This is a genomic window from Sphingobium sp. TB-6, assembly GCF_012927365.1.
Taxonomy (GTDB): Bacteria; Pseudomonadota; Alphaproteobacteria; order Sphingomonadales; family Sphingomonadaceae; genus Sphingobium.
In genome coordinates this window covers 75,550-98,868 of the sequence record NZ_JABBGL010000001.1, presented here as the reverse complement: position 1 = coordinate 98,868, position 23,319 = coordinate 75,550, and the positions used below count along the sequence as shown (strand labels likewise).

Here is a 23,319-nt window from a genome sequence, read left to right as displayed (position 1 = left end):
ACCGATCACATCTGGCAAGGTGAACCTGGTGCTACGTGGGCGGGTGAATATATATGTCACCTTGTCCATGAGGGTATTGGTCATGGTCCCGGTTGGGCCGGACGCATATTGCGGCGGTTAAGAATTGGGCGCTTGCCCGTTCATCATCCCTCCATGTGCTAAAGGAAATCGATTTGTCTGGGAATCTTGGTACAGCGATCGTAACCGGGGCTTCTTCGGGTATCGGCAAGCTTTTCGCCGATCGTCTTGCCTCGCGCGGCTATGATCTCGTGCTCGTCGCGCGGCGGGAAGACCGGCTTCGCGCTATCGCGGCTGATCTGGAAAGCCGGTTTTCGGTTCGCGCTGAAGTTCTGGTCGCCGACCTCTCCGATCCCGCGGGCGTCGGCTCCGTCTCTAAGCGCATTTCGGCCGATCCTTCGGTTTCGTTCCTGGTGAACAATGCCGGCTATTCCACGATCAAGACGCTGGTCGAAACACCGGATGATGTCATCGCCAACATGATCGCCCTCAACGTCACGGCTTTGACGACCTTGTCGAAGGCCGCTCTCGTGCGCTTTACCGAGCGGGGTGCGGGCACGCTCATCAACATCGGCTCCGGCGCGGGTTTCGCGCCCTTCCCCGGCATCGGCATTCCTGTTTATGCGTCGACCAAGGCCTATGTGTATCTCCTGACGAAATATCTTCAGAACGAAGTCGAAGGCACTGGTGTGAATGTGCGGCTGATCCTGCCTGGCGCCGTGGTTTCCGAAGGATGGGACGTGGCGGGCGGCGCCGAGCTGGACCCGCTGCCGGACGCTATCGTCATGACGACCGAAGATTGCGTTGACTCGGTGATGTCGGGTCTGGAGCAGGGCGAGCCTGTCATCGCGCCGTCGCTGGCGGACCTGTCTCTCCTCGAAGCCTATGACAGCGCGAGCGGAACGCTCCTGCAATCCATGTTCAATGCCGAGCCTGCCGCGCGCTACGGCTTGAAGAAGTAAGGCCGCCTTCCACGCGCAAGGCATCACAGGTTGGTCGATGTCTTGCGCGATCGGACGGTCCTCCGGTCCGCGATGATGTTTATCGTCCCCGGAAGCGCAGTCGATACTCTCCGGGAGTAAGACCGACGATGCGCACGAACAGCTTTCGGAACGAAGACGTGTCGGCATAGCCCACATCCCACGCGATACGGTCGATCGGCAGCACGCTCGATCGCCGCAATTCCTGAGCGTTCGCCACACGCAGGCGCTGGCAATAGTTGATACTCGTCAGGCCCGTCACCTTGATGAACCGGCGCAGTAACGTCCGTTCCTCCAGCCCGCTTATCTCGGCCAGCCGCGCCAGCCGGGCATCGGTCGCTCCGGTCGCCTGTAGCCAGTGCTGGACCTTCAGCACGGCCATGTCGCCATGGTCGAGCCTGGGCGAGAAATTGCTGTAATAGCGTTGCTCGTGCCACCAACTGCTCAGGCCGCGCTTGTGCCCGAATTCCCGCACGGCGATGGTCCAGGACGTGCCCTCCAGCAGGAAGGCGATGCCAAAGACGATGTAATTGACGGCCGGATCGCGCAGCGGCTCCGGCTGGCGGATATGGAGCCAGCCTTCATAGATGGACACGCCCGCGCCGACCGCGAATATCAGGATCGCGACGACGAAGGCCCAAAAATACAGCTCCCGCCCATAGCCGAAGGGATGGACCGCGTCGGCGGGCTTCTTCGCCCTCGCCTGGCCGTAGAGCAGCAGCAACTGGTTGCCGCTGTCGACCAGCGAATGCACCCCCTCCGTCAGCATGGAGGACCGGACTCGTCCCGATGAACTCCCCGGCGGGCGATGAGTTCTTCGGGAAAGGAGATTTGCGATGCCCGCGACCGAAGAGATGATCCATGAGGATGGCCTGCCCGGCCATGAAAGCCGGCTGGAGCCCAAGCCCGAATGGGAACCGCGCTATCCCGGCTCCGGCAGGTTGGCGGGCAAGGTGGCGATCGTCACCGGCGGCGACAGCGGGATCGGGCGGGCGGTCGCGGCGCTCTATGCCCGCGAAGGGGCCGATGTTGCGATCTTCTACCTCTGCGAACATGACGACGCGGAAAAGACCGCCCGGATCGTCCGGGCGGAAGGACGGCGGGCGCTCACCATGGCGGGCGACCTGGGCGACCGGGGCTTCTGCCGGCGGGCCGTGGCCCAGGTGGTCGAGCAATTCGGGCGGATCGACATCCTCGTCAACAATGCGGGCGAGCAGCATCCCGACAGCGACATCACCGACATCAGCGAGGAACAGCTACGCCGCACCTTCCAGACCAACATCTTCGCCATGTTCTTCCTGACGCAAGCGGTCCGCCCTCATCTGAAGCGCGGGGCGGCGATCGTCAACTGCACCTCCGTCACCATGTATCAGGGGTCGAAGGAACTGCTCGACTATTCCAGCACCAAGGGCGCGATCACCGCCTTCACCCGGTCGCTGTCCGAAAATCTGGTTGGCGACGGCATCAGGGTGAACGCCGTCGCGCCGGGGCCGATCTGGACCCCGCTCAACCCCAGCGGCGGGGCGCGCCCGGAGAAGCTGGAGCATTTCGGGGAGAATACGCCCATGGGCCGGCCGGGCCAGCCCAATGAGGTCGCCCCCTCCTTCCTCTTCCTGGCGTGCGACGACGCCAGCTACATGTCGGGGCAGGTGCTGCATCCCAATGGCGGGACGATTGTCAATGGATAGGATGCGTGGGGATTAGCCGGACGGATGTCGATGTCGCTTGGCACCCGTCATGCTGAAACAAGTTCAGCATGACGGTGTTTTTAGGGGCGGTTCTCACGCATCGAATCAGGCACACCGGTATAGCGCCTCCTCTCAGGCAGTCAGCGAGTCCGTCCGGCCTTCGCCCCGCGTCCCGCGCAAGGGCCAGGACGCGGCGCGCCGGTTCAGGGTGACGATGGCGCTGTTCTCGTTCCAGGACTGGATCAGCGCGGGGATATTCTCCGAAGGCGCCGGCCTACTGAAATAGAAGCCCTGGGCATAGTCGCAGCCCAGCGCCTTGAGCTTGATCGACTGGTCCGCTTCCTCGACCCCCTCGGCCACGACCTTCATGTTCAACGCGCGTCCCAGCGTGATCAGCGCCGACACGATGGCGGCGTCGCTTTCGCGCGCCGTCACCCCGCTGACGAAGGAGCGGTCGATCTTCAACGTGCTGATCGGCAAGGACCGCAGGTGGGAAAGCGACGCGAAGCCGGTTCCGAAATCGTCCAGCGCCAGGGGGATGTGGCACCGATGCAGCTCATCGATCGACCGGCGCACAGTGTCCGATCCCGCGCCCAGGAAAACGCCTTCCGTGATCTCGATCTCGATCGCATGCGGCTCGATGGAAAACCGGTCCATCGTCTCGATCAGGCGTCCGGCAAAGCGTTCCCGCCGCAGTTCGGCCGAAGACACGTTGATCGCGACATGCCCCACCGGCAGGCCGCGCGCGCGCCAGGCGGCCATGTCGGCAAATACCTGGCTGGTCATCGTCTGGCCGATCATGTCGGCCACGTCATGATCGTCGAACGCCGCATAGATTTCGGCGGGCGAGCGGATGGTGCCGCAACTGTCGCGCCACCGCAGCAGCGCTTCGAACCCGACCAGCTCGCCGGTCTGCAACGACACTTTGGGCTGATAATAGCTGATGATCGTGCCGTCGCGCACGGCGGTCCTGGCCCGGTTGATCATGGCCACGCGTTCCTGCATGTCCTCCAGCAGCGACTGCTCGAACATCTGCATGCGCCCGCGTCCCAGCGACTTGGCGCGATAAAGCGCCAGGTCCGCATGGCGAAGAAGCTCCGTCGCGACGCGCCCATCGTCGGGAAAGGTCGCGACGCCGATGCTAACCCGGCATTCGAGCGACCGGCCCGCAGCGAAAAAGGTCTCGCGAATGGTAAGGACGCGGTTGGCAAGGTCGGCAAGCTGCTGCCGGCTTTCGACATTCTCGATCAATATGGCGAATTCGTCGCCGCCCAGCCGCGCCACCACCGCATCGCCAGCGAAGATATCCCTTAGCCGGGCGGCGAAACTCTTCAACAGCTCGTCACCGGCATGATGACCCATCAGGTCGTTGACGTCCTTGAAATTGTCGATGTCCAGCAGGAACACGCCGACCTTCTTGAAGTCGGTCAGCGCCTTGGCCAGCGCCTTGTCCAGACAGGCGTTGAACATCGCCCGATTGGGCAGTTCCGTCAGCGAATCATGCTCGGCATTCCAGCGTATCTGCTCCTCGATCAGCACGCTTTCATGGATATCCTCGGTATAGCCGTACCAGCGGATGATCCGGCCTGAATCATCGCGCCGGGGATAGGCCTGCGCCCGCATCCAGCGATATTGGTCGTTGACCATCAGGCGCACGCGCACATCAAAGGGTTCGCCGGTGGCGTGGGAATGGGCGACGCGCTGGGTCACCGGCTCGATATCGTCGGGATGGGTAGCCGAAAGCCAGCCGGACCCTTCCGCTTCGTCCCGCTCAAGGCCGGTATTTTCCAGCCAGCGATCGGTGAAGTCGATGATCCGGCCTTCCGCATCGGCAATCCAGGGAAGCTGCGGATTATATTCGACGATGAGACGCAGATTTTCCATGCTGCGCCGAAGCAGTTCGATTTCCGCATGCTCAATCGTAACGTCGACCACCACCAGATCGACGGCCGTCCAACCCAGGGGGGTGCCCCGTGTCCGCGCAATGACCCGAACATTTTTCAGGCCGCCATCATCCCCGTTCAGCGTCAGGGCCGCCTCGGCCTCCTGCCCCTTCCGGACCGCACGGATGAACTGGAAGACCGGCCTGCGCAATATGCCGCGAACGCCGCGAAGCCAGTGAAACAGCGGCTGCGAATCCATAAGGCCGAAACGGTACGCCGCAGCGGGATCCGCGTGAAGCAGGCCATTGCCGTCCACCACGCATCGCAAAACGCCAGCCGACGCCAGAATCTGCTGGTCGCCATCCATCGGGTCTTGCCTGTCTTCCCATTCATCAGGTGACCGCGATGAAATCTGGTCCGCCATCCCACTCCCGCTGTCCCGGCGCCAATCGCGCCACGAATTATTCACCATCTGCTGGCTAAGATTTGATTAATGGCCCGTCCCATGGGCCGCCGCGCAGCATGTTCAAAATGTCGAGGAAAGGCTGACGCCATAGGTGCGGGGCGCGCTATAAGCCGCCGTTCTAAATACACCCAATCCGGATCGATCATCCGCATAGGTCTTGTAGATCTTGTCGGTCAGATTCCTGACCCAGGCGGCGATATCCCATTTGCCGTGGCGCAGGCCGAGGCGCAGATTAACCAGAGTGCGCGGACCGGATTTGAAGCTGTCGGAATTGGTCGGCTCGAAAAAGACGGTCGAGCGATGGTCCACGTCCGCCCGGGCGAAGATCGTTCCGAAGGTTACCGGAACCTCGTAGCTGACGGCGCCATAGCCCGAAAAATGAGGCGCCAGCACCAGGTCGTTGCCCGCGCAGTCCATGCTGCCACCGCCGACCGATGCGGGCACGCCGCAATTGTCGAACTTCTTATAATGCGCGTCCAGAACGGCGGCATTCCCCTCCAGCCGCAGCCGGGAAGAGAGCTGCAGCGACAGTTCGCCCTCCACGCCCTCGATCTGCGCGCGGCCGGCATTGGTCAGCGCCAATCCATTGCCCAGCACCTGCGACACCTGCAACCGGTCATAATCCGTATGGAACGCCGCCAGGTTCAGCCGCAGCCGCTTGTCCAGCGTCAACGCCTTCAGGCCAATCTCATAGCTGGTCGCCTTTTCGGGGCTGGCGGTCAGGCCGCTGAGAGAAGAGGCGATGTCGATATTATAAGCCGCGCTCTTGAACCCTCGGGAGACGCGCGCATAGACATTGGCGTTGGATACGACCTCGTAGGACAGGCTGGCACTCGGGGACATGTCGTTGTCCGTCGAATGCCCGTCGAACGTCAGGTTCGGGAAGCCCAGAAAGGGGAAGATGCCGGTCACGTCGTTCTGCACGAAATGGGCGCGTTTCTTCTCCCGCGTATAGCGCAAGCCCGCCGACAAGGAGAGGCGGTCGGTCAGTTGATAATCGAGCCGCCCGAACAACGCGCCGCTTTCGGTCTTGACGCTGCCCCTGGTGGTCAACACCGGCGACACCGATATGCCAAACGGCGCGAGCAAGTCGAGGCCCAGCCCCAATCCCCGGTCGGTATGCACCATCTGGTCGAAATAATAGGCGCCCAGCAAATAGCGGAGCTTGCCGGCTTCGCCGGCCAGCCGCAGTTCCTGGCTGAAGAAATGCGAATCGTCGCTGAAATTATCCGCCGAAACGAAGTCCACCTGTTCCTGATCGTCGTCCAGCGACGCATCATAGGAGGAATCCCGGTAGGCGGTGATGGAGGTCAGCGAGATCGCATCGGACGTCCATTCGCCGGTCAGCGAAATTCCCTGGCTGTCGCGGTGGAGCCGATTGGGGAGGTTGTTGTTGATATGCAGCGGCTCCCTCGACGGAAAATCCGCCGGATAGCCGGCCAGCGCATCGGCCTGGAAGAAGGCCGGGACGCCACGGTCCCGCAGGCCATCCCAGCGCGCGACGAAGGACAATTGGTCGGTCGGCGCGAATTTGGCGGACAGGCGCCAGGTGAGCAGGTCGGTCGATCCGGCGTCCTGCCCGCCTGAGAGATGCTTGTAGAAGCCGTCCTGCCGGGCATAGGCTATCGCGCCGCGTACCGAAAACCGGTCGTTGAGGCGCGCGCCCAGCACCGCCTCGCCGCGGCGATAATCATAATTGCCTGCATCGAACCGGACAGACAGGCCGGGATCGGCGTCAGGCTGCTTGGTCTGAACATTGATTACGCCGGCAATGGTGTTCTTGCCATATTCGGTTCCCTGCGGACCGCGCGCGATCTCGACCCGGTCGATGTCCAGCAGATGCTGAACAAAATTTTCCGGCCGCCCCACATAGACGCCGTCCACATAGATGCCGACGCCGGTTTCCAGCCCGATATTGCGAACCAGCGTGGAAATGCCGCGAATGGAGATCTGGCCCTGCAACTGGCCGGCAATGCCGCCGCTGATATCGACGTTGGGCGCGACGCGAGTCAAATCGGTGATGCCCTGCAGGCCCGCCGCGACAATCGTGTCGCCAGAAATGCTGGTCACGGACACCGGCGCCTTGAGCAGCGGCTCCGACACCTTGCGCGCCGTCACCATGATGTCCGCATCATTCCGGACCTGCCCCCATGCAGCGCCGGACGACGCCATTCCCACCACTGCCGAGGCCAGAAGCCTCCACTTCCAACGCCGGTTATAACCCCTATTATGCATGACCCATGTTTTCCGTTATATTTTCGAATGCCTCTCCCTTTAGACGGCCTTGGTAAACTGGTGGTTAAACTCTCTCTACGTGCTTCTCCGGATCGGACGGGCCTGGCGGACCGTCAATAAGGGGTCAGTTCAACCTCGATATGCCGGAAGCCGTTTACGAAATTCGCATGGACGCGGCGCACATCGCCCACCACATTCACCTGCAGCCGCCGCTTCATCAATTCTTCGAGCAGGATGCGAAGCTGCAATTCCGCCAGGCGGGCACCGACGCAGCGATGGATGCCATGGCCGAAGGACAGATGACGCCTGGCATTGGCGCGCGACAGGTCCAGCCGGTCGGCATCGGGAAAGACGGCTTCGTCGCGATTGGCGGAAATATACCAGAGCGCCAGCTTGTCACCGGCCGCGATCCTTTGTCCGGCCAGTTCGCAATCGGCGGTCGCCGTACGTCGCATATGGGCGATCGGCGTATGCCAGCGGATGATTTCCTGGACCGCATTGGGCAACAGGCTCTCGTCCGCGATCAGCTTCGCCCGCTCATCGGGAAAGCGGTCCAGCCCCAATATGGCGGCGGACATGCTGGTGCGGGTGGTGTCGTTGCCGCCGACGATCAGCAAAGCGAGATTGCCGATGAATTCCATCGGCCCCATTTCCGACATGCTGTCGCTGCGGATCATCATCCCCAGCAGGTCGACCCCCTCCGGGCTGGCGCGCCGCTCTTCCCAGAGAAGGTGGAAATAGGTCGCCATTTCGGTGAGCACCTCCCGCCGGACCTGAAACAGTTCCGGGATACGCGCCGCCTCCATATGTCCGGCCCAGTCGGACCAGAAGGTCAGCAGATGCCGGTCCTCCCAGGGGAAACCCAATATCGTCGCCAGCATGCTGGTGGCGAGCTCGATCGACACCTTTTCGACCCAGTCGAAACGGCTGCCCATGGGCAGGCTGTCCAGCACCGCCCCTGTATGCGCGCGCAGCTTTACCGCGAGTTCCGCGATATGCGCCGGGGTGAAGGCCGGCGCCACGGTCTTGCGCTGCGCACTATGTTCGGGTTCGTCCATGGCGATGAACATGGGTAGCTGAAATTCCTCGCCCGGCGCGGGGTCGGCGATGGTGATGCCGCCATATTTCCAGGAGGAGGAAAAAAGATCGGGCTTCCCCTCCACCTCGCTCACCAGCGCATGGCTGCAGACATTCCAATAGTCGCCATAGGCGGTTCCCTCCACCCGGTTCAGCGGCGCGGATTCGCGCATCTGCCTGAACAGCGGTTCCCAGCTCGCCCGCGAATAGAGGTTCGGGCGGCTCGTATCGCCCGCTATGACGGGCGCGGCCTGATCCTCACCATGGGAGGCCAGCCATTCATCGACCGCATGATCGGCAGAAGGTTCGGTTCGGTAGGTCGGCCGCATGTTGTCCCCATCGTTAATGTCTCTTCGCTAACCGACCTTTTGCCTTTCCTCTGCCATGTCAAGCACCTGTCGCTCGACAACGCGCTCAGGGCTCGCTCTGCCGCAAAGAGGAAGCGGACCGTCGGAGGGTCCGCTTAACCCGCTTTTAAGACCTGCGCGGCATGGTGGCAGGCAGTTGTCGCGTGAGGAACCATGAGCGAATATATACCCAGCCTCCAGCTTCGCGCCGGAAGTTCGACCACCGCGGCCGATTTCATCGCGGGCGTCGACACCACCCTCACTATCGACAGCCTGGTGACGCGCTTCAGCCAGGCGCTGGGCCTGCAGGCCGCCAGCCATGCCTGTTATGAAGTCGACGGCGAAACCCGGCGCTTCCTGTTCGGTGAAACCGGCTGGTGCGGGCCGATCGCACAGCCAGAGAAGCTGCCGCGGCTCTGCTTTCCCATCACCGGATGGGACGAGAAGCGATATGAGGTCGAAATCCGGCTGCTCAGCACGCTGGAAAGCGGGCAAGAGCGGGCGAACCTGCACGCCATGGCCACGCTGTACCTGTGCCGGGGCATCGCCCTGCTGGACGCGCAGGACGATCTGGCCGCCCCGTCGCTCACCGAAACCGAGCTTTTCTGCCTCCACCAGCGGCAGGCGGGATGGTGCGATCTCGATATTGCGGAGGCTCTGGACCGTTCCGTGCAGGCAGTGAAAGTCCATGTTCAGCGCGCCCAGCGCAAGCAGGCCGCCTAAGCCCCCTTTGCCGATTGGATTTTTTGCCGGGCCGATGAATTGCGGCCTGCAACTTTCCGATGACCTCCCCAGCATAATATGCTAGAGGCGCAGCCGCTGCATGCGGGAGACGAACGGATTTGATTCATCTGATTTCGAAGAACAATTCCGCACTTTACCAGGACGAGATCAGAGATTTGCACCAGGCCCGCGCGGAGGTGTTCGTCAACCAGCTTGGCTGGGATCTCAAGGTCAAGGACGGGTTGGAATATGATGAATATGATGATGCGCGCGCGAGCAACATCATAGGGTTTTCGACCGAGAACCGGGTCGTCATGGGGCTGCGTTTCCGCCCCACGGACGATTGTTCCATGCTGCTCGACCATTTTTCGCACGTCCTGCCGGCCGGAATCCGCCCGATCGATGACGGGCGCACCTGGGAACTGAGCCGGGGATTCTGCATTGAACGGGGCATGCGCCGCCACAATCTGCGACGGAAGGCCGCGTGCATGATCGCGCCGCTGGAACTAGCCTATGAGGCCGGGATCGACCGCTGCGTCGGCTTCACCGATGTCCGCATGCTCAGCTTTTGTTATGGCGTGGGCTGGAAGCTGACCCTGCTCGGATCGGCCATGGACTATGGCCAGGGGGAGGCGGTCGCCTATGAGGTCGAGGTATCTCAGGCCGCGCTGGACGAGATGCGCCAGATGTGGGGTCTGCCCAGGCCGTCGCACATCACCATCGACGACCTCCTTCCAGGGGAGGAGAGCGTGCATGTCGCGGCAGCCCGGCTGGCGCGCGAGAATCCGGAACTGCAAAAGATCGCGGCCCAGCCGGAGATCGGTTCCGTCACACACCCATCCGCCACGACGCAGGCGGATGGTTATTATGGCAGTTTCGGGACAACCCGATTGTCTGCAGGGGGGCATTGATGAATTTCGACCTTATTCGACAAGCGACAGCAGAGGAGATCGAAGCGTGGATCGTGGCGCGCATCGCTGAAATAGTGAATGTGGCGCCCGAGGCCGTGTCGGCGGACGCGCCGTTCGACAGTTTCGGCATCGATTCCGCCAAGGCGATTTCGCTGATGGTGGAACTGGAAAACTGGCTGAACCTGCCCGACGAACTGCCGCTGGAACTGCTGTTCGAAGCGGAGGCGATCCGCGACGCGGCGGCGGGCATCGCCTCGGCGGTCAACGACATGGCGGCGCAACAGGGCTCCGCCGCGCAATGATCCAGGACGAACAGATCGAATATGGCGGCTCGGCCGCCGCCATCCGCCACCATTATGATGTCGGCAACGACTTCTATTCGGCCTGGCTGGACCCCACCATGACCTATTCCAGCGCGATGTGGGACGGATTGCCCAAGGACGCGCCGCTGGAAGAGGCGCAGCAGCGCAAGCTCGCCTATCATGCGGAGTCGGTCGGCGCGGCGGGCGGCATGCGGATATTGGACGTGGGCTGCGGCTGGGGCGGCATGATGCGCAATCTGCGGCGCAACTATGGCGTTGCCGAATGCGTCGGACTGACGCTCAGCGAGGAGCAGCTCGCCTATATAGAAGGGCTGGGCGATCCGGGCATCGGCGCGGTCCTGTCCAACTGGCATGACTATCGCCCCGACAAGCCGTTCGACGCGATCATTTCCGTCGGCGCGTTCGAACATTTCGCCCATCCGCAACAAAGCGTGGACGAGCGCCGGGGGGTGTATCGCGAGTTCTTCCAGGCCTGCCGCGACTGGACGGCGGGCAAGGGACGGCTTTCGCTCCAGACCATCGCCTATGGCAAGATGTCGCCGGAGGATGCCAATCCCTTCATCTCGAACGAGATTTTCCCGGCGGCGGAGCTACCCACGCTGGAGGATATCGTTGTCGCGTCCAAGGGGCTGTTCCGCATCGAAAGGCTGCGCGACGACGGGCTGGACTATGCGCGCACCTGCGAAATGTGGAGCAACAAGCTGCGCGGCGCGGTGAGAAGCGGCGTGGTCGATCCGGACATCCATCCGGTCGAGAAATATTCCCGCTATCTGCGCATGTCGGCCGCCGGTTTCCGCATGCGCAAGATCGGATTGCTTCGGATAGCCTTCGCGGCGGAATAACAAGATCATCGGGTTCGCAAAAAGATGCAGATAGACTTTAGTCGATCGATAATCGACATCGTCCTTGGCCATGAAAATACCGTTCCGGATCGGCCCGCGCTGATATTCGACCTGGGCGAAGGGCCGCAGGACAGCTTGACCTATGCGCAAACTGCGGCTCGGGTCAGGCAGCTTGCCGGCGCCCTGTCGGCGCGGGGACTGGCCGGTCGCCGGATCGCCCTGCTCTTCTCGGCGGGCACCGATTTCGCGCTTGCGCTGCTGGCCTGCCTTGCGGTGGGCGGCGTCGCCATTCCAGTCGCGCCGGTCGGGCGACGGCGGGCAAGGTTGCAGAATATCCTGAGCATGCTGGGCGACATCCGGCCCGATTGCATCATGCTGGACGACAGCATGGCAGGCCTGTTCGGGCAGGAACTGTCCGCCGCGCTTCCCGGCACCATGCGTTATCTGGAATTTTCCGCGCTGGGGCAGGAGGCGCATCCCTTCACGTCTATGCCGCTGAAGCCGGATCAGCTTGCCGTGCTCCAGTTCACCTCCGGCACCACGTCGAACCCCAAGGGGGTGATGATCACCCATGGCAACATCATCGCCAATGAGACGATGATCCAGGCCGCCTTCGGCCACAGCCAAGATTCCCATTTCGTCGGCTGGGTGCCGCATTATCACGACCAGGGGCTGTTCGGTAATATATTGCAGCCGCTGTTCCTGGGCTCGACCTGCGTGATCACCTCGCCCGCGGCGTTCATCAACAAGCCGATGTCGTGGCTGCACCTCATTTCCCGCTATCGCGCCCATACCAGCGGCGGCCCGAATTTCGGCTATGACCTGTGCGTCGACTATGCCACGCGCCGGGGCATGCCGGAACTGGACCTGTCGAGCTGGCGGGTCGCCTTCAACGGCGCGGAGCGGGTCCGGCCCAGCACGCTCGACCGTTTTGCCGAATGCTTTGCCGATGCCGGTTTCGACAAGCGCGCCTTCCTGCCCTGCTATGGGCTGGCGGAATCGACGCTGGTGACGATCGCGGTGCCGCCGCAAAGCGAGCCGGTCGTCAGAACCTATGACAGCCGCGCCTTGGCCGCCGGGCGGGCGGAGGAAAGCGCCGAAGGACTCGACCTCGCCTGCTGCGGCCCAGCCATGGCAGGGGCGGAGGCACGTATCGTCGATCCCAAGACGGGCGAACCGCTGCCCGATGGCGCAGTGGGCGAAATCTGGCTGCGAGGCCCGCATATCGCGGTGGGCTATATCGACAATGAAGCGGCGACGGAGGCGACCTTCGGCGGGCGGCTGGATGAGGGCGGCCCGTTCCTCCGAACGGGCGACCTTGGCTTTTCCACGCCGGAGGGCTTTTTCATCGTCAGCCGTCTCAAGGACACGATCATCGTGCGCGGTCGCAACTATGCGCCCAGCGATGTCGAACATATATGGTCGGAACTGTCCGGAACGGTCGGCCAGGCCAGCGCCGCCGCCGTCGAGATCGAGATCGGTGACATGCAGCACATCGTCCTGATCGCGGAGATGAAGCGGGACGAGGCCCGGTCCCTGTCCGACGAGATGTTGCAGGAAACCGCCGGCAAATTGCGCGCTATCGCCATGGAGCGGCTGGAGCTGAGCATCACCGATCTGGTGATGGTGTCCGCCAGCGCGATTCCCCGCACGACCAGCGGCAAGGTGCAGCGGAAACAGGCCGGCAGGATGCTGATGGACGGGAATCTCACCATCATCGGCATGGCGGGACCGTTGGCGCAGGCCTTTCAGCCATCCCGGCAAAAGGCTTCGGCCGCGGGCTGAGATCGGCCGAGCGAAAAACCATTTGGGGATGCCGGACTCGTTTCTTGATGCCCCGGCTTCAGAAGCGTAAACTTGCGTTCGATTTTGGAGGCCCGACCAACTGCATCAGGTGGAGAGGATGGCCCGATGATTCACGCGTCATTGCCGATGCGCCGGACCAGGAGATGGGCGGCTCTGGCCTCCCTGCTGCTGGCGGCGACCGCTGGTCCGGCCATCGCCCAGTCGACGATCCTTCCCGAAGGCATGGCCATCCAGTTGGAGACGCGTCAGGAGCTTTCCTCCAAATCGGCGCGCGCTGGCGACCCGGTCGAGCTGGCGGTGGCCAAGCCGGTCACGATCGGGGGCGTGACGCTGATCCCTGCGGGCAGCCCGGCGGTCGGTGAGGTCAGCCGGGCCAGGGACAATGGCCTGTTGGGCCGGTCCGGCAAGCTGGACATCAAGGTCAGCACGGTCAAGGCGGGCGGAATCGACGTGCCGGTGCGCGGCGAGCGCAATGCAAAGGGCAAATCCGGCACGCTGGGCGCGGTGGGCGCGGGCATCCTCTTCCTGCCGCTGGCGGTGATCATCCGTGGCAAGGACGTCAAATTACCCTCCGGCACGCTGTTCGAGGTCTATGTCGACAGGGAGGTTAACATCGGATCGAACGCCGCCCCTGCCGCGCCCGGTGTAGCGGCCCCCTATGAAGGCCGGGAGGCGCCCTCCAGCATCAGGACCATCGATCCCAATCAGGCATTGGGTTCCTGATCGCCATCGCCTTCCGGTCCCAGACGAAGCGCGCTGGCGCGATCGAATATCGCATGGGTCACCGGATCATTGTCGGAAATGCGCTTCGCGACATGGAAGTCGATGGGCGCCAGCGCAGGCATTCCCTCCAGCTCGACCAGAGCGCCGCTCATCAGGTCGTCGCGGGCCATGGGCTCGGGGAAAATGCCGATCCCGCCCCCGTCCTTGGCGATGTCGATCATCATCCGCGCATTGTTGCACAGGTTGAGCGATTTATGCGCGATCCGCGAAGCGGCGATCGCATCGCGCATGCGCCCGTAAATGGGTGAATGGCTGGCCAGCGACCATATCGGGATCGTGCGATCCCCCGCATCGCCGTGGAATGACGCAGCGACGGCAGGACTGGCAAGCCAGGCCAGGCGAACCGCCCCGATCGGATGGGACTGGAGCGACGGATGCGCCACAGGCCCGGCCGCGAACGCGATGTCGGTGCGCCCGGTCAGCAATTGCTGGATCAGGTTGGCGGTGAGGTCGATTTCCAGTTCCAGGCTGACATGCGGCATATCCGCCTTCAATTGGGACACGAAGGGAGGAAGGCAGCTTGCGGCGGCGATCTCCCCTGCCCCGATTCGGATCACGCCGGTCGCTTCCTCCAACCCTCCACAGCGCAGGAGCATGCTCTGCAGATCGCTCCAGAGCGGTCCGCAATCCCGCACCAACTGGCGTCCGGCGGGGGTGAAAGACATGGTCCGGCCTTCGCGCCGAAACAGGCGGACGCCCAGATGGCCCTCCAATTCCCGCACGCGCGCCGAAATGGTGGGCTGCGTCGTGTTCAGCCGTTCGGCGGCGGCGGCGAACGTACCGAGCCGGTCGATCCAGAGCAAGGTTTCGAGATGGAAGAGGCCGATGCGATTGATAGACATTGTTTTTGGTTAGAGCAAAAAACAAATCATTAGAAATGATAAATCCTTCCCGCCAGAATGACCATTCGAAGGAGATGCATGCTTATGGTCAAAAAGCTTTATTCGGATGCTGCGAGCGCGTTGGAGGGTCTGCTCTTCGACGGGATGCAGCTATGCGCGGGGGGCTTCGGCCTGTGCGGCATCCCCGAGCGGCTGATCGACGCGATCCGGGATTCGGGCGTCAAGGATCTTACCATCGCCTCCAACAATGCCGGGATCGACGGCGAGGGCTTGGGCAAGCTGCTGCGCACGCGGCAGGTCAAGAAGATGATCTCCTCCTATGTCGGTGAAAACAAGGAGTTCGAGCGGCAATATCTGGCAGGCGAGCTGGAGGTGGAGTTCTGCCCCCAGGGCACGCTGGCCGAGCGCTGCCGGGCCGGCGGCGCGGGCATTCCGGGCTTCTACACCAAGACGGGCGTGGGAACCGCGGTGGCCGAGGGCAAGGAAGTCAAGAGCTTCGACGGCCAGGACTATATTCTTGAGCGTGGGATTTTCGCGGACGTCGCGATCATCAAGGGCTGGAAGGCCGATGAGAGCGGCAATCTGATCTTCCGCAAGACGGCGCGCAACTTCAACCAGCCGATGGCGACGGCGGCGAAGATCTGCGTGGCCGAAGTCGAGGAAGTGGTGCCGACGGGCAGCCTCGATCCCGACGCGATCCATTTGCCGGGCATCTACGTCAAGCGCATGATCGTCGGCGCGCCCTATGACAAGAAGATCGAATTCCGAACCGTTCGCCAGAGGGAGGCTGTCTGATGCCCTGGACGAGAGATGAAATGGCTGCCCGCGCTGCGAAGGAACTGCGGGACGGTTTCTATGTGAATCTGGGCATCGGCATTCCGACGCTGGTGGCCAACCATATTCCGGCGGGCGTGGAAGTGACGCTCCAGTCCGAGAATGGCATGCTGGGCATCGGCCCCTTCCCCTATGAGGGCGAGGAGGATGCCGACCTGATCAATGCCGGCAAGCAGACGATCAGCGAACTGCCCAATTCGGCCTATTTCTCCAGCGCCGACAGTTTCGCGATGATCCGGGGCGGGCATATCGACCTGACCGTGCTGGGCGCGATGGAGGTGTCGGAAAATGGCGACATCGCCAACTGGATGATCCCCGGCAAAATGATCAAGGGCATGGGCGGCGCGATGGACCTGGTCGCGGGCGTCAAAAAGATCATCGTGGTGATGGAACACACGTCCAAGGACGGCAGCCCCAAGTTCATCCCGGCCTGCACCCTGCCGCTGACCGGACGGAATGTGGTCGACATGATCGTCACCGACCTTTGCGTCTTTCAGCGGCCCGACCATGACAGCCCGTTCCGCCTCGTCGAACTCGCTCCGGGCGTGACGGCGGAAGAAGTCGCCGCCAAGACAAGCGCGCATTATACGGTCGACGCTGTTCAACCCGCTTGAAAAATAAGGGATAACCCGTCATGCCGGCCTCGTTCGGCATGACGGGTTATTCCGGCCTGATCCTCCGACTTGAAAATGCCCCCGGTCAGATCGCCTGCGCGCGGGCCGCGGCTATACAGGCCTGCAAATGCTGGTGCCGGAACGGCTTTGACAGGCGGGTGATGTCCGGCGCGATCAGGTCGACCCCCTCATAGCCCGATATGATAAGCAGGGCGATGTGCGGGTGATCGACGCGCAGGCGCAGCGCCAACTCCACCCCCGTCATCCCCGGCATGATATGGTCGGTGATGAGGATGTCAGGCCGATCGCCGGACTCGATCATGCCAAGGGCGCGTTCGGCGCGGTCGGTGTCGATGACCTCATAGCCCATGTCGATCAGCATTTCGCGCGTGCTGTTCCGGACAAGATCATTGTCGTCCACCAGCAGAACCTTCCCCGAACGCTCTTTGGACCCCTCTTCCACGACCGGGAGATCGACCTTCGGGATGGGCGCGCGCTCGATGGGAAGCCAGAGCCGGATGCTGGTGCCCTTGCCGATGGCGCTGTCGATTTCCACCATGCCCCCCAATTGGCCGGCAAGGCCATGGACCATGGACAGGCCGAGCCCCGTGCCATGCCCGGACGGCTTGGTCGTGAAGAAAGGCTCCATCGCCGCCGCCTTGACCGCCGGAGGCATGCCGGTGCCGTTGTCCGTGACGGTGAGGCAGACATATTGGCCGGGCGCAAGCGCGGCGGGCAGCCGGTTGCGCCTGGCTTCCCCCTTGATGCTGAGCATGCCGCCATCGGGCATGGCGTCCCGGCTGTTGACGGCCAGATTGAGCAGCGCGACCTCAAGCTGATGGGCGTCCGCGCGAACCGGCGGCAGCATCGCCTGGAGGTCGATCGACAGCGCGATCCGCGGCCCTAGCGTGCTGGCAAGCAAATCCTGCATGCCGCCTAACAGAGCTGGCAGTTCGACCGCCTTGGCGGCAAGCGGCTGACGGCGGGCGAAGGTCAGGAGCCGCTGGACCAAAGTCTGGGCGCTTTCCGCCGCCTGCATGGCGATGGTGGCATGCCGCTCGATGGACTCCGGCGTCCTCTTCCCCGACAGGATCAGGTCCAGCCCCGCGACGATCGGCATCAGCAGATTGTTGAAATCATGGGCGACATGGCCGGTCAACTGGCCAAGCATGTCCAGCTTCTGGACCTGGCGCAGACTGTCCTGCGACCGTTCCAGTTCGCTGGTGCGTTCCCGGACGCGATGTTCGAGCTGGTCATTCAGCGCTTCGAGCGACGCGAACAGCCGCCCATTTTCCAACGCGGTGGAGGCGGCGCGAGCCAAGCCCTCCAGCAGCGCGATCTCATTGTCGGTGGGCTGGGCGAATTCGGACCAATAGGCGCCGAGCGCGGCGATGGGTTCGATGCGGCCGATCGGCACCATCACCATGGACCGCACGAAAGTGGTGCGATAGGCCTCGACCGGCACGCGATCATCATCGAAAACGTCCGGAATCACCACTGTCTGATGATGCTCCATGGCCCAGCCGGACACGCAGCTTGAGGCGGGAAAGCGCTGCCCCGCCCAGAGCGGCTCCATCGAATCTTCCGCGATATAATGGCACTGGTCCTCATCGCGCAGGACGACCGCAATGCCGTCCGCCCCCACGGCACGGCGCGCGAAGGCCCGCAACACATAGGTCACCGCCTCCATGGACCGCGCCCCAGCCAAAGCCTCCATGGCCTCGGTGGCGATGCCCCACCGCGCCGCCAACGCCTTTTGTTCGGCACCCCGTTCGCTTGCCAATTTCCTATCCATCGACAACCTTTTGCCTCGGAACCGCGTCTCTTCCTATCATTGGACGCGGCCGATCACAAAGCGATTATGATCAATGGTTTAGGAGCAGGGCTTGGCCAGTGGCCGTCAATTCTTCCTTAACCCTGCGCTTTCGGCAAGCAACGCCGGGTGGGAAAGAAGGTCGACTTATCCCGCCCGGCTCCGGATCAATTCCTCCACGATTGCCGGGTCGGCCAGCGTCGATATGTCCCCCAACGCCTGAGCGGACACCTCTCCCTCCGCGATCTTGCGCAGGATGCGGCGCATGATCTTGCCGGAACGCGTCTTGGGCAGGCCCGGCGCGAACTGGATCACATCGGGCGTGGCGATCGGCCCGATTTCCTGCCGTACCCATGTCACCAACGACTTGCGCAGCGCCTCATCGGCAACCTCGCCGCTGTTGAGCGTCACATAAGCGTAGATGCCTTGCCCCTTGATGTCGTGCGGAAAGCCGACCACTGCCGCCTCGGCCACCGCCTCATGCAGCACCAGCGCGCTTTCCACCTCCGCCGTGCCCATGCGGTGGCCCGACACGTTGATCACGTCATCGACGCGCCCGGTGATCCAATAATCCCCATCCGCATCGCGCCGACAGCCATCGCCTGTGAAATACAGCCCCGGATAGGTAGTGAAATAGGTCTGGAAGAAGCGTTCATGATCGCCCCAGACCGTCCGCGCCTGACCCGGCCAGCTCCGCGCAATGCAGAGATTGCCCTCGCCCGCCCCCTCCACGGCCACGCCATTGCCGTCCACCAGCAGAGGCGCAACGCCGAAAAAGGGCTTGGTCGCGGCCCCCGGCTTGAGGTCGGTCGCCCCCGGCAACGGCGTGATCATGTGCCCGCCCGTCTCCGTCTGCCACCAGGTATCGACGATCGGGCAGCGGCCGTCGCCCACCACCTCATGATACCAGCGCCAGGCTTCGGGATTGATCGGCTCGCCCACCGTGCCCATCAGCCGCAGCGAAGCGCGGCTGGTGCGGGTCACGAACGCGTCCCCCTCCTTCATCAGCGAACGCAGCGCGGTCGGCGCCGTATAGAGCGTCGTCACCTGATGCCGGTCGACCACTTCCCAGATGCGGGACGGCGTGGGCCAGTTGGGCACGCCCTCGAACATCAGGGTCGTGCCCCCATTGGCGAGCGGCCCATAGACGATATAGCTGTGCCCCGTGACCCAGCCCACATCGGCGGAGGACCAGAACACCTCGCCGGGCCGATGGTCGAAGGCGAGATCGAAGGTCATCGCCGCCCAGAGCAGATAACCGCCGGTCGAATGCAGCACGCCCTTGGGCTTGCCCGTCGATCCGGAGGTGTAGAGCAGGAACAGCGGGTCTTCCGCTGACATCGCCTCCGCCGGGCAGTCGGCTGAAACGCTTGACGCCAGTTCGTCATAATAAGCGTCGCGGCCCGGCTCCATCGCCACGTCGCCGCCGGTCGCCCGGACGACGATCACGCGTTCCAGCATCGGCGCCAGCGCCGCCGCCGCATCGACATTGCGCTTGAGCGGCACCGTCTTGCCGCCGCGCCGGCCTTCATCCGCGGTGATGACGATCCTGCTGTCGCAATCGGTGATCCGGCCCGCCAGCGCTTCGGGCGAAAAACCGCCGAACACCACCGAATGGATCGCGCCGATCCGCGCGCAGGCTAGCATCGCGAAGGCCGCCTCCGCTATCATCGGCAGATAGAGCGTCACCCGGTCGCCGCGTCCCACGCCCGCGCCCTTCAACACATTGGCGAAGCGGCAGACTTCCTCATGCACCTGCCGATAGGTAAAGCGCCGCGCCGGTTCGCTGGGGTCGTCTGGCTCCCAGATGATCGCCGCCTGGTCCCCGCGCTCGGCCAGATGCCGGTCGAGGCAATTGGCGGACACGTTCAGCATGCCGTCGCTGAACCATTTGATGCCGAAATCGCTTTGCGCAAAGCTGCTTTCATCGGCGCGGGTCGGCTCGCGCAGCCAATTCAGCCGCTTCGCCTGCTCCAGCCAATAGGCGTCGGCATCCTCGATCGAGCGGCGATAGCCGGCGGCATAGCCCGCCGCATCGACCTTCGCCTTTGCCGCCCAGTGGGGCGGCACGGGGTAGAGGTCATCGCTTCTTTGCGTAGGGATGTTCAGCATCGGCCCGTTCACTTCACTTTGGCGAGCGCGGCGGTCATCCGCTTGGCGGCGAAAGGCGGCAACTTGACCGCCTTGGCGGCGGCAAGATCGGCCGGGGCCACCTTGCCCACCTGCACCAGCGCCACCATGCCCATCGAATAATGCGGCATGCACTTGATGCCGTAGAGTCCCGGCTTGGTCACGGTCAGCACCGCTTCCTTGTTCATCATGCCCTTCATCGGCGTGGCGCCCGCGGGCAGCATGCTGGGCATGGTTTCGGCATTATGGCTGGGGCTGCTCGGCTGGAAGCGGATGGTGTCGCCCACCGCCGCCTTCACGAAGGACGGTTCGAACACCATGGCGCCATCAGCGCCCTGGTTTTTCATATGGACGACGATATCCTTGGCCTGCGCCGACAGCGGCGCCAGCGTCAGAAGCGTAGCGGCGGCGATGCCGCCCAGGGTGATGCGAATGTGGATCAAGGCTCTCTCCCAGGAAAATTGGCTTTGGCGCAAGATGACGCAGCGCGGCGGATCACCGCAATGGGCCTTTGGTCCTAGGGCGCCTTCCTCCGCGCACGGCGTTCCTGCAAAGGCGGGAACAGGATAAGCTTCCATGCATCTATGGGACGATGCCGCCCTCCGGCACGGCCGGAACCAAGGGTCGTCCCAACTCCCGCCAGCCGTCTGTCCCTTCCGCCAGCCACCAGACGTTGCGATAGCCCATCCCGCCCAGCCGCCGGGCGGCGTTCCAGCTCATCCAGCAATCGGACCGGCAGAAAACCACCAGCATCCGGTCCCGCCGCCCGCCCGTCAGCCGCCAGACACCGCTTTCGAACCATTTCCCGACGCCGGGCGCCAGCACGCCCCGGCCGGTATCGGGAAACCAGTGGGCGCCGGCAATGCCGTCATGCGGCTGCGCGAGACGCCATCGGCCATCGGCTTCGCGGTGGCCGCCCTCGGCAGCAACGACGTCGAGGAAAACCGCATCCCGGCCCGGCCGCAGCTGCGCCGCTGCGGCGGGCGCGATCCGGCCAACGCCGTCCGGCGGTTGACTGACCGGCGCGCGATAATGCGCGATGCGATAGCCATCCGGCCCGAACAGCGGCTCCGCGCCGACGGGCACCGCGCAAAGCAGCATTGCTCCGGCCCAGATTCCCCTCATCCTTCCCACCCTTCTCATCCGACCCAAGGGCCAATGGTACCGCATCGCGTCCTCCGATAGACCTGCACCAAGGGAGAAGGATGTGAAAAGGCAAAGTCGCGCCGCCATTGGCCTTGTCCTGCTCGCTTTTGCCATGCGGGCACAGGCCGCGACACCCGCCGACCCGCTGGGATCGCCCATGTGGGAAGCCCATGCGAAACTGCTGTTCGGTGATGCGCCGGTGCGTTTCGACCCACGGGTGAAGGTCGACTTCCCGATGATCGCGGAAAATCAGCGCAGCTTTCCGGTGGCGATCGACGCCCGCGCCATCCCCGGCGTCAAGCGCATCGTCCTGATGGCCGATCTCAATCCGATTCCGGTCGCCATCGACTATCGTCCAACCGACAGCGACGCCTATCTCGCCACCCGCATCAAGCTCGACCAGCGCACCCCGGTCCGGGGCGCGGTGCAACTGGCAAGCGGCGAGTGGCTGGTATCGGGCGGCTGGATCGACGCGGCGGGCGGCGGCTGTTCGACGCCGCCGGTCAGCCGGGTGAAGGGCGACTGGGCGGACCATCTGGGCGAGATAAGGGGCGAGGCCTGGCCGCTCTCAACGGGTTCCAGCCGCCTGCGCCTCAACTTTCGCCATCCGATGGACACTGGACTGGTCGACAACATCCCGACCTATCATCTGGAGGAACTGACCGTCAAAGACGCAAATGGACGGGAAATGGCGCAAATGGCAATCTGGGCCTCGGTCGCGGAAGACCCGGCCATTACCCTGATGCCCCACGCAGCGGCGGACGCCGCGCTGACGATCGAGGGACGCGACAGCAATGGACGCGATTATCGCGCGGCGCTCACCGTCGCGCGCCAATCGCCCATGCCGCAATGATATTGACGCGGCGCGGGATGCTGGCGGCAGGCGCGGCGCTGATCGCCCTTCCCGCGCAAGCGCAGGGCAACTATGTCATCGAACCGGTTGCGGTGGGGGACGGCATCTGGATGGTCCATGGCGCGGACGAGCCCATCGCCCCGGCCAATGGGGGCGCCATCGCCAATATCATCATCATCGCCACGCCGGCCGGGACGGTGCTGTGCGACTGCGGACCGTCGCTCGCCTATGCGCGGGCGCTGCGAAAGGTTGCGGAGGAGCTGACGGGGAAGCCGGTGGTCCGTGCCTATGTCACCCACCTGCATCCCGATCATGGGATGGGCATCGCCGCTTTCGATCCCCGGATCGTCGCCGCGCTGCCCGGCACGATAGAAGCGCTTGCGCGAGAAGGGCGCGGCTATTCGGATGCGATGTATCGCCTGCTGAACGACTGGATGCGGGGCACCGAACTGGTGCTACCGGGCCGGACCATCACGGCCGGACGGGAGGATTTCAGCGGCCGCGCCCTGAAATTGCTGGCGCTCTCCGGCCATAGTGGTGCGGATCTGGCGCTGGTGGATGAACGAAGCGGCCTGCTGATCGGCGGCGACCTCGTCTTCCACAATCGCGCGCCCAGCACGCCGACCGCCGATCTGCCGGCATGGCGCGTCAGCCTGGATCGTTTGAGCGCTGAGCCGCATGGCGGGCTGATCCCCGGCCATGGCCCCTATGACCCGGACGGCAGGGCAGCCATCGCCCAGACCCGCGACTGGATCGACTGGCTGGAAGAGACGCTGACGCAGGCCGTGCGGTCGGGCCTCGACATGGTGGAAGCGGGCGAACTGCCGATCCCGAATCGTTTTGCCACCATGGCGGCGGCGCGCTATGAATTGCAGCGCAGCGTTTCCCACCTTTATCCGGGGCTGGAGGCACGGCTACTACCGCGCATCGACCAGCCGGGCTGAACCGCTGCCGGACCAAAAGCCGGATCGATCGTCCGGCGCTGGTCGAAAAGGGGAAGGATGC

At 63.7% G+C, this 23,319-nt stretch carries 21 protein-coding genes and 1 pseudogene; 12 read left to right on the top strand and 10 right to left on the bottom strand.

Annotated features, from left to right (window positions below; all coding sequences use genetic code 11):
- Positions 1–173 precede the first annotated feature (173 nt).
- Positions 174–980: an SDR family oxidoreductase gene (locus tag HHL26_RS00405; protein WP_169575651.1), complete on the top strand. Its 807-nt coding sequence runs from the start codon at positions 174–176 to the stop codon at positions 978–980.
- A gap of 79 nt (positions 981–1,059) precedes the next feature.
- Here HHL26_RS00405 and HHL26_RS24135 read toward each other — a convergent pair whose 3' ends face one another.
- Together HHL26_RS24135 and HHL26_RS24130 are read right to left on the bottom strand one after the other, a co-directional pair.
- Positions 1,060–1,380, bottom strand: a complete 321-nt coding sequence (locus tag HHL26_RS24135) for a helix-turn-helix domain-containing protein (protein WP_240962283.1) — start codon at positions 1,378–1,380, stop codon at positions 1,060–1,062.
- A 51-nt stretch (positions 1,381–1,431) separates the two neighbouring features.
- A pseudogene (locus HHL26_RS24130) lies at positions 1,432–1,773 on the bottom strand (cation transporter); the annotation flags it as partial.
- Between the two features lie 61 nt (positions 1,774–1,834).
- Here HHL26_RS24130 and HHL26_RS00395 point away from each other — a divergent pair.
- Positions 1,835–2,686 carry an SDR family oxidoreductase gene (locus tag HHL26_RS00395; protein WP_169575649.1) on the top strand — a complete coding sequence of 284 codons (852 nt, stop codon included), beginning with the start codon at positions 1,835–1,837 and terminating at the stop codon, positions 2,684–2,686.
- 132 nt (positions 2,687–2,818) lie between these two features.
- Here the strand turns inward: HHL26_RS00395 and HHL26_RS00390 are convergent, their stop codons facing one another.
- From HHL26_RS00390 to HHL26_RS00380, 3 genes are all read right to left on the bottom strand, one after another.
- The gene (locus HHL26_RS00390; RefSeq protein ID WP_240962241.1) at positions 2,819–4,993 is read right to left on the bottom strand and encodes an EAL domain-containing protein; all 2,175 of its coding nucleotides are present in this window, start codon (positions 4,991–4,993) and stop codon (positions 2,819–2,821) included.
- Between the two features lie 102 nt (positions 4,994–5,095).
- Positions 5,096–7,270 carry a TonB-dependent receptor gene (locus tag HHL26_RS00385; RefSeq protein WP_169575648.1) on the bottom strand — a complete coding sequence of 725 codons (2,175 nt, stop codon included), beginning with the start codon at positions 7,268–7,270 and terminating at the stop codon, positions 5,096–5,098.
- Between the two features lie 113 nt (positions 7,271–7,383).
- Positions 7,384–8,676, bottom strand: a complete 1,293-nt coding sequence (locus HHL26_RS00380) for a cytochrome P450 (protein WP_169575647.1) — start codon at positions 8,674–8,676, stop codon at positions 7,384–7,386.
- Between the two features lie 192 nt (positions 8,677–8,868).
- On the opposite strand from HHL26_RS00380, the gene HHL26_RS00375 reads away from it, so the two are divergent.
- From HHL26_RS00375 to HHL26_RS00350, 6 genes are all read left to right on the top strand, one after another.
- Complete coding sequence (locus HHL26_RS00375; protein ID WP_066563557.1) at positions 8,869–9,417, top strand: hypothetical protein; 549 nt, start codon at positions 8,869–8,871, stop codon at positions 9,415–9,417.
- A 119-nt stretch (positions 9,418–9,536) separates the two neighbouring features.
- Positions 9,537–10,328 carry an acyl-homoserine-lactone synthase gene (locus tag HHL26_RS00370; protein ID WP_169575646.1) on the top strand — a complete coding sequence of 264 codons (792 nt, stop codon included), beginning with the start codon at positions 9,537–9,539 and terminating at the stop codon, positions 10,326–10,328.
- On the top strand, positions 10,328–10,630 hold the full coding sequence (locus HHL26_RS00365; RefSeq protein WP_169575645.1) for an acyl carrier protein: 303 nt from the start codon (positions 10,328–10,330) through the stop codon (positions 10,628–10,630). The genes HHL26_RS00370 and HHL26_RS00365 overlap by 1 nt, the downstream gene beginning before the upstream one ends.
- Positions 10,627–11,493 carry a cyclopropane-fatty-acyl-phospholipid synthase family protein gene (locus HHL26_RS00360; protein WP_066563570.1) on the top strand — a complete coding sequence of 289 codons (867 nt, stop codon included), beginning with the start codon at positions 10,627–10,629 and terminating at the stop codon, positions 11,491–11,493. Before HHL26_RS00365 ends, HHL26_RS00360 begins: the two co-directional genes overlap by 4 nt.
- Positions 11,494–11,517: 24 nt before the next feature.
- On the top strand, positions 11,518–13,278 hold the full coding sequence (locus tag HHL26_RS00355) for a fatty acyl-AMP ligase (RefSeq protein WP_169575644.1): 1,761 nt from the start codon (positions 11,518–11,520) through the stop codon (positions 13,276–13,278).
- 126 nt (positions 13,279–13,404) lie between these two features.
- The gene (locus tag HHL26_RS00350) at positions 13,405–14,022 is read left to right on the top strand and encodes a hypothetical protein (protein ID WP_140404646.1); all 618 of its coding nucleotides are present in this window, start codon (positions 13,405–13,407) and stop codon (positions 14,020–14,022) included.
- On the opposite strand, the gene HHL26_RS00345 is transcribed toward HHL26_RS00350, so the two are convergent.
- Positions 14,004–14,924, bottom strand: a complete 921-nt coding sequence (locus HHL26_RS00345; RefSeq protein WP_066563575.1) for a LysR family transcriptional regulator — start codon at positions 14,922–14,924, stop codon at positions 14,004–14,006. The two genes, HHL26_RS00350 and HHL26_RS00345, sit on opposite strands and share 19 nt — an antisense overlap.
- Positions 14,925–15,008: 84 nt before the next feature.
- On the opposite strand from HHL26_RS00345, the gene HHL26_RS00340 reads away from it, so the two are divergent.
- Together HHL26_RS00340 and HHL26_RS00335 are read left to right on the top strand one after the other, a co-directional pair.
- Positions 15,009–15,719, top strand: coding sequence for a CoA transferase subunit A (locus HHL26_RS00340; RefSeq protein ID WP_066563577.1), 711 nt, complete (start codon positions 15,009–15,011; stop codon positions 15,717–15,719).
- A complete protein-coding gene (locus tag HHL26_RS00335; protein ID WP_169575643.1) occupies positions 15,719–16,372 on the top strand; it encodes a CoA transferase subunit B in 654 nt (217 codons plus the stop codon). Before HHL26_RS00340 ends, HHL26_RS00335 begins: the two co-directional genes overlap by 1 nt.
- Positions 16,373–16,457: 85 nt before the next feature.
- Here HHL26_RS00335 and HHL26_RS00330 read toward each other — a convergent pair whose 3' ends face one another.
- The 4 genes from HHL26_RS00330 to HHL26_RS00315 form a co-directional block, all read right to left on the bottom strand.
- Positions 16,458–18,167 (bottom strand): ATP-binding protein, encoded by a 1,710-nt coding sequence (locus tag HHL26_RS00330; protein WP_169575642.1) that lies wholly within the window; start codon positions 18,165–18,167, stop codon positions 16,458–16,460.
- Positions 18,168–18,332: 165 nt separating this feature from the next.
- Positions 18,333–20,297 carry an acetate--CoA ligase gene (acs, locus tag HHL26_RS00325; protein ID WP_169575641.1) on the bottom strand — a complete coding sequence of 655 codons (1,965 nt, stop codon included), beginning with the start codon at positions 20,295–20,297 and terminating at the stop codon, positions 18,333–18,335.
- Positions 20,298–20,305: 8 nt separating this feature from the next.
- A complete protein-coding gene (locus HHL26_RS00320) occupies positions 20,306–20,758 on the bottom strand; it encodes a pseudoazurin (protein ID WP_169575640.1) in 453 nt (150 codons plus the stop codon).
- 139 nt (positions 20,759–20,897) lie between these two features.
- The gene (locus HHL26_RS00315; RefSeq protein ID WP_087576052.1) at positions 20,898–21,416 is read right to left on the bottom strand and encodes a rhodanese; all 519 of its coding nucleotides are present in this window, start codon (positions 21,414–21,416) and stop codon (positions 20,898–20,900) included.
- Between the two features lie 157 nt (positions 21,417–21,573).
- On the opposite strand from HHL26_RS00315, the gene HHL26_RS00310 reads away from it, so the two are divergent.
- Both HHL26_RS00310 and HHL26_RS00305 read left to right on the top strand, forming a co-directional pair.
- The gene (locus HHL26_RS00310) at positions 21,574–22,314 is read left to right on the top strand and encodes a quinoprotein dehydrogenase-associated SoxYZ-like carrier (RefSeq protein ID WP_169575807.1); all 741 of its coding nucleotides are present in this window, start codon (positions 21,574–21,576) and stop codon (positions 22,312–22,314) included.
- Positions 22,311–23,258, top strand: a complete 948-nt coding sequence (locus HHL26_RS00305; protein WP_169575638.1) for a quinoprotein relay system zinc metallohydrolase 1 — start codon at positions 22,311–22,313, stop codon at positions 23,256–23,258. Before HHL26_RS00310 ends, HHL26_RS00305 begins: the two co-directional genes overlap by 4 nt.
- The last annotated feature ends 61 nt before the right edge of the window (positions 23,259–23,319 follow it).

Excerpts from the sequence above, each read along its gene's own strand:
- HHL26_RS24135 (WP_240962283.1), bottom strand. The coding sequence starts at position 1,380 with ATGGCCGTGCTGAAGGTCCAGCACTGGCTACAGGCGACCGGAGCGACC.
- HHL26_RS00395 (WP_169575649.1), top strand. The coding sequence starts at position 1,835 with ATGCCCGCGACCGAAGAGATGATCCATGAGGATGGCCTGCCCGGCCAT.
- HHL26_RS00390 (WP_240962241.1), bottom strand. The coding sequence starts at position 4,993 with ATGGCGGACCAGATTTCATCGCGGTCACCTGATGAATGGGAAGACAGG.
- HHL26_RS00385 (WP_169575648.1), bottom strand. The coding sequence starts at position 7,270 with ATGCATAATAGGGGTTATAACCGGCGTTGGAAGTGGAGGCTTCTGGCC.
- HHL26_RS00380 (WP_169575647.1), bottom strand. The coding sequence starts at position 8,676 with ATGCGGCCGACCTACCGAACCGAACCTTCTGCCGATCATGCGGTCGAT.
- HHL26_RS00375 (WP_066563557.1), top strand. The coding sequence starts at position 8,869 with ATGAGCGAATATATACCCAGCCTCCAGCTTCGCGCCGGAAGTTCGACC.
- HHL26_RS00365 (WP_169575645.1), top strand. The coding sequence starts at position 10,328 with ATGAATTTCGACCTTATTCGACAAGCGACAGCAGAGGAGATCGAAGCG.
- HHL26_RS00360 (WP_066563570.1), top strand. The coding sequence starts at position 10,627 with ATGATCCAGGACGAACAGATCGAATATGGCGGCTCGGCCGCCGCCATC.
- HHL26_RS00355 (WP_169575644.1), top strand. The coding sequence starts at position 11,518 with ATGCAGATAGACTTTAGTCGATCGATAATCGACATCGTCCTTGGCCAT.
- HHL26_RS00350 (WP_140404646.1), top strand. The coding sequence starts at position 13,405 with ATGATTCACGCGTCATTGCCGATGCGCCGGACCAGGAGATGGGCGGCT.
- HHL26_RS00345 (WP_066563575.1), bottom strand. The coding sequence starts at position 14,924 with ATGTCTATCAATCGCATCGGCCTCTTCCATCTCGAAACCTTGCTCTGG.
- HHL26_RS00340 (WP_066563577.1), top strand. The coding sequence starts at position 15,009 with ATGGTCAAAAAGCTTTATTCGGATGCTGCGAGCGCGTTGGAGGGTCTG.
- HHL26_RS00335 (WP_169575643.1), top strand. The coding sequence starts at position 15,719 with ATGCCCTGGACGAGAGATGAAATGGCTGCCCGCGCTGCGAAGGAACTG.
- HHL26_RS00330 (WP_169575642.1), bottom strand. The coding sequence starts at position 18,167 with ATGGATAGGAAATTGGCAAGCGAACGGGGTGCCGAACAAAAGGCGTTG.
- acs (WP_169575641.1), bottom strand. The coding sequence starts at position 20,297 with ATGCTGAACATCCCTACGCAAAGAAGCGATGACCTCTACCCCGTGCCG.
- HHL26_RS00315 (WP_087576052.1), bottom strand. The coding sequence starts at position 21,416 with ATGCTGCTTTGCGCGGTGCCCGTCGGCGCGGAGCCGCTGTTCGGGCCG.
- HHL26_RS00310 (WP_169575807.1), top strand. The coding sequence starts at position 21,574 with ATGCGGGCACAGGCCGCGACACCCGCCGACCCGCTGGGATCGCCCATG.
- HHL26_RS00305 (WP_169575638.1), top strand. The coding sequence starts at position 22,311 with ATGATATTGACGCGGCGCGGGATGCTGGCGGCAGGCGCGGCGCTGATC.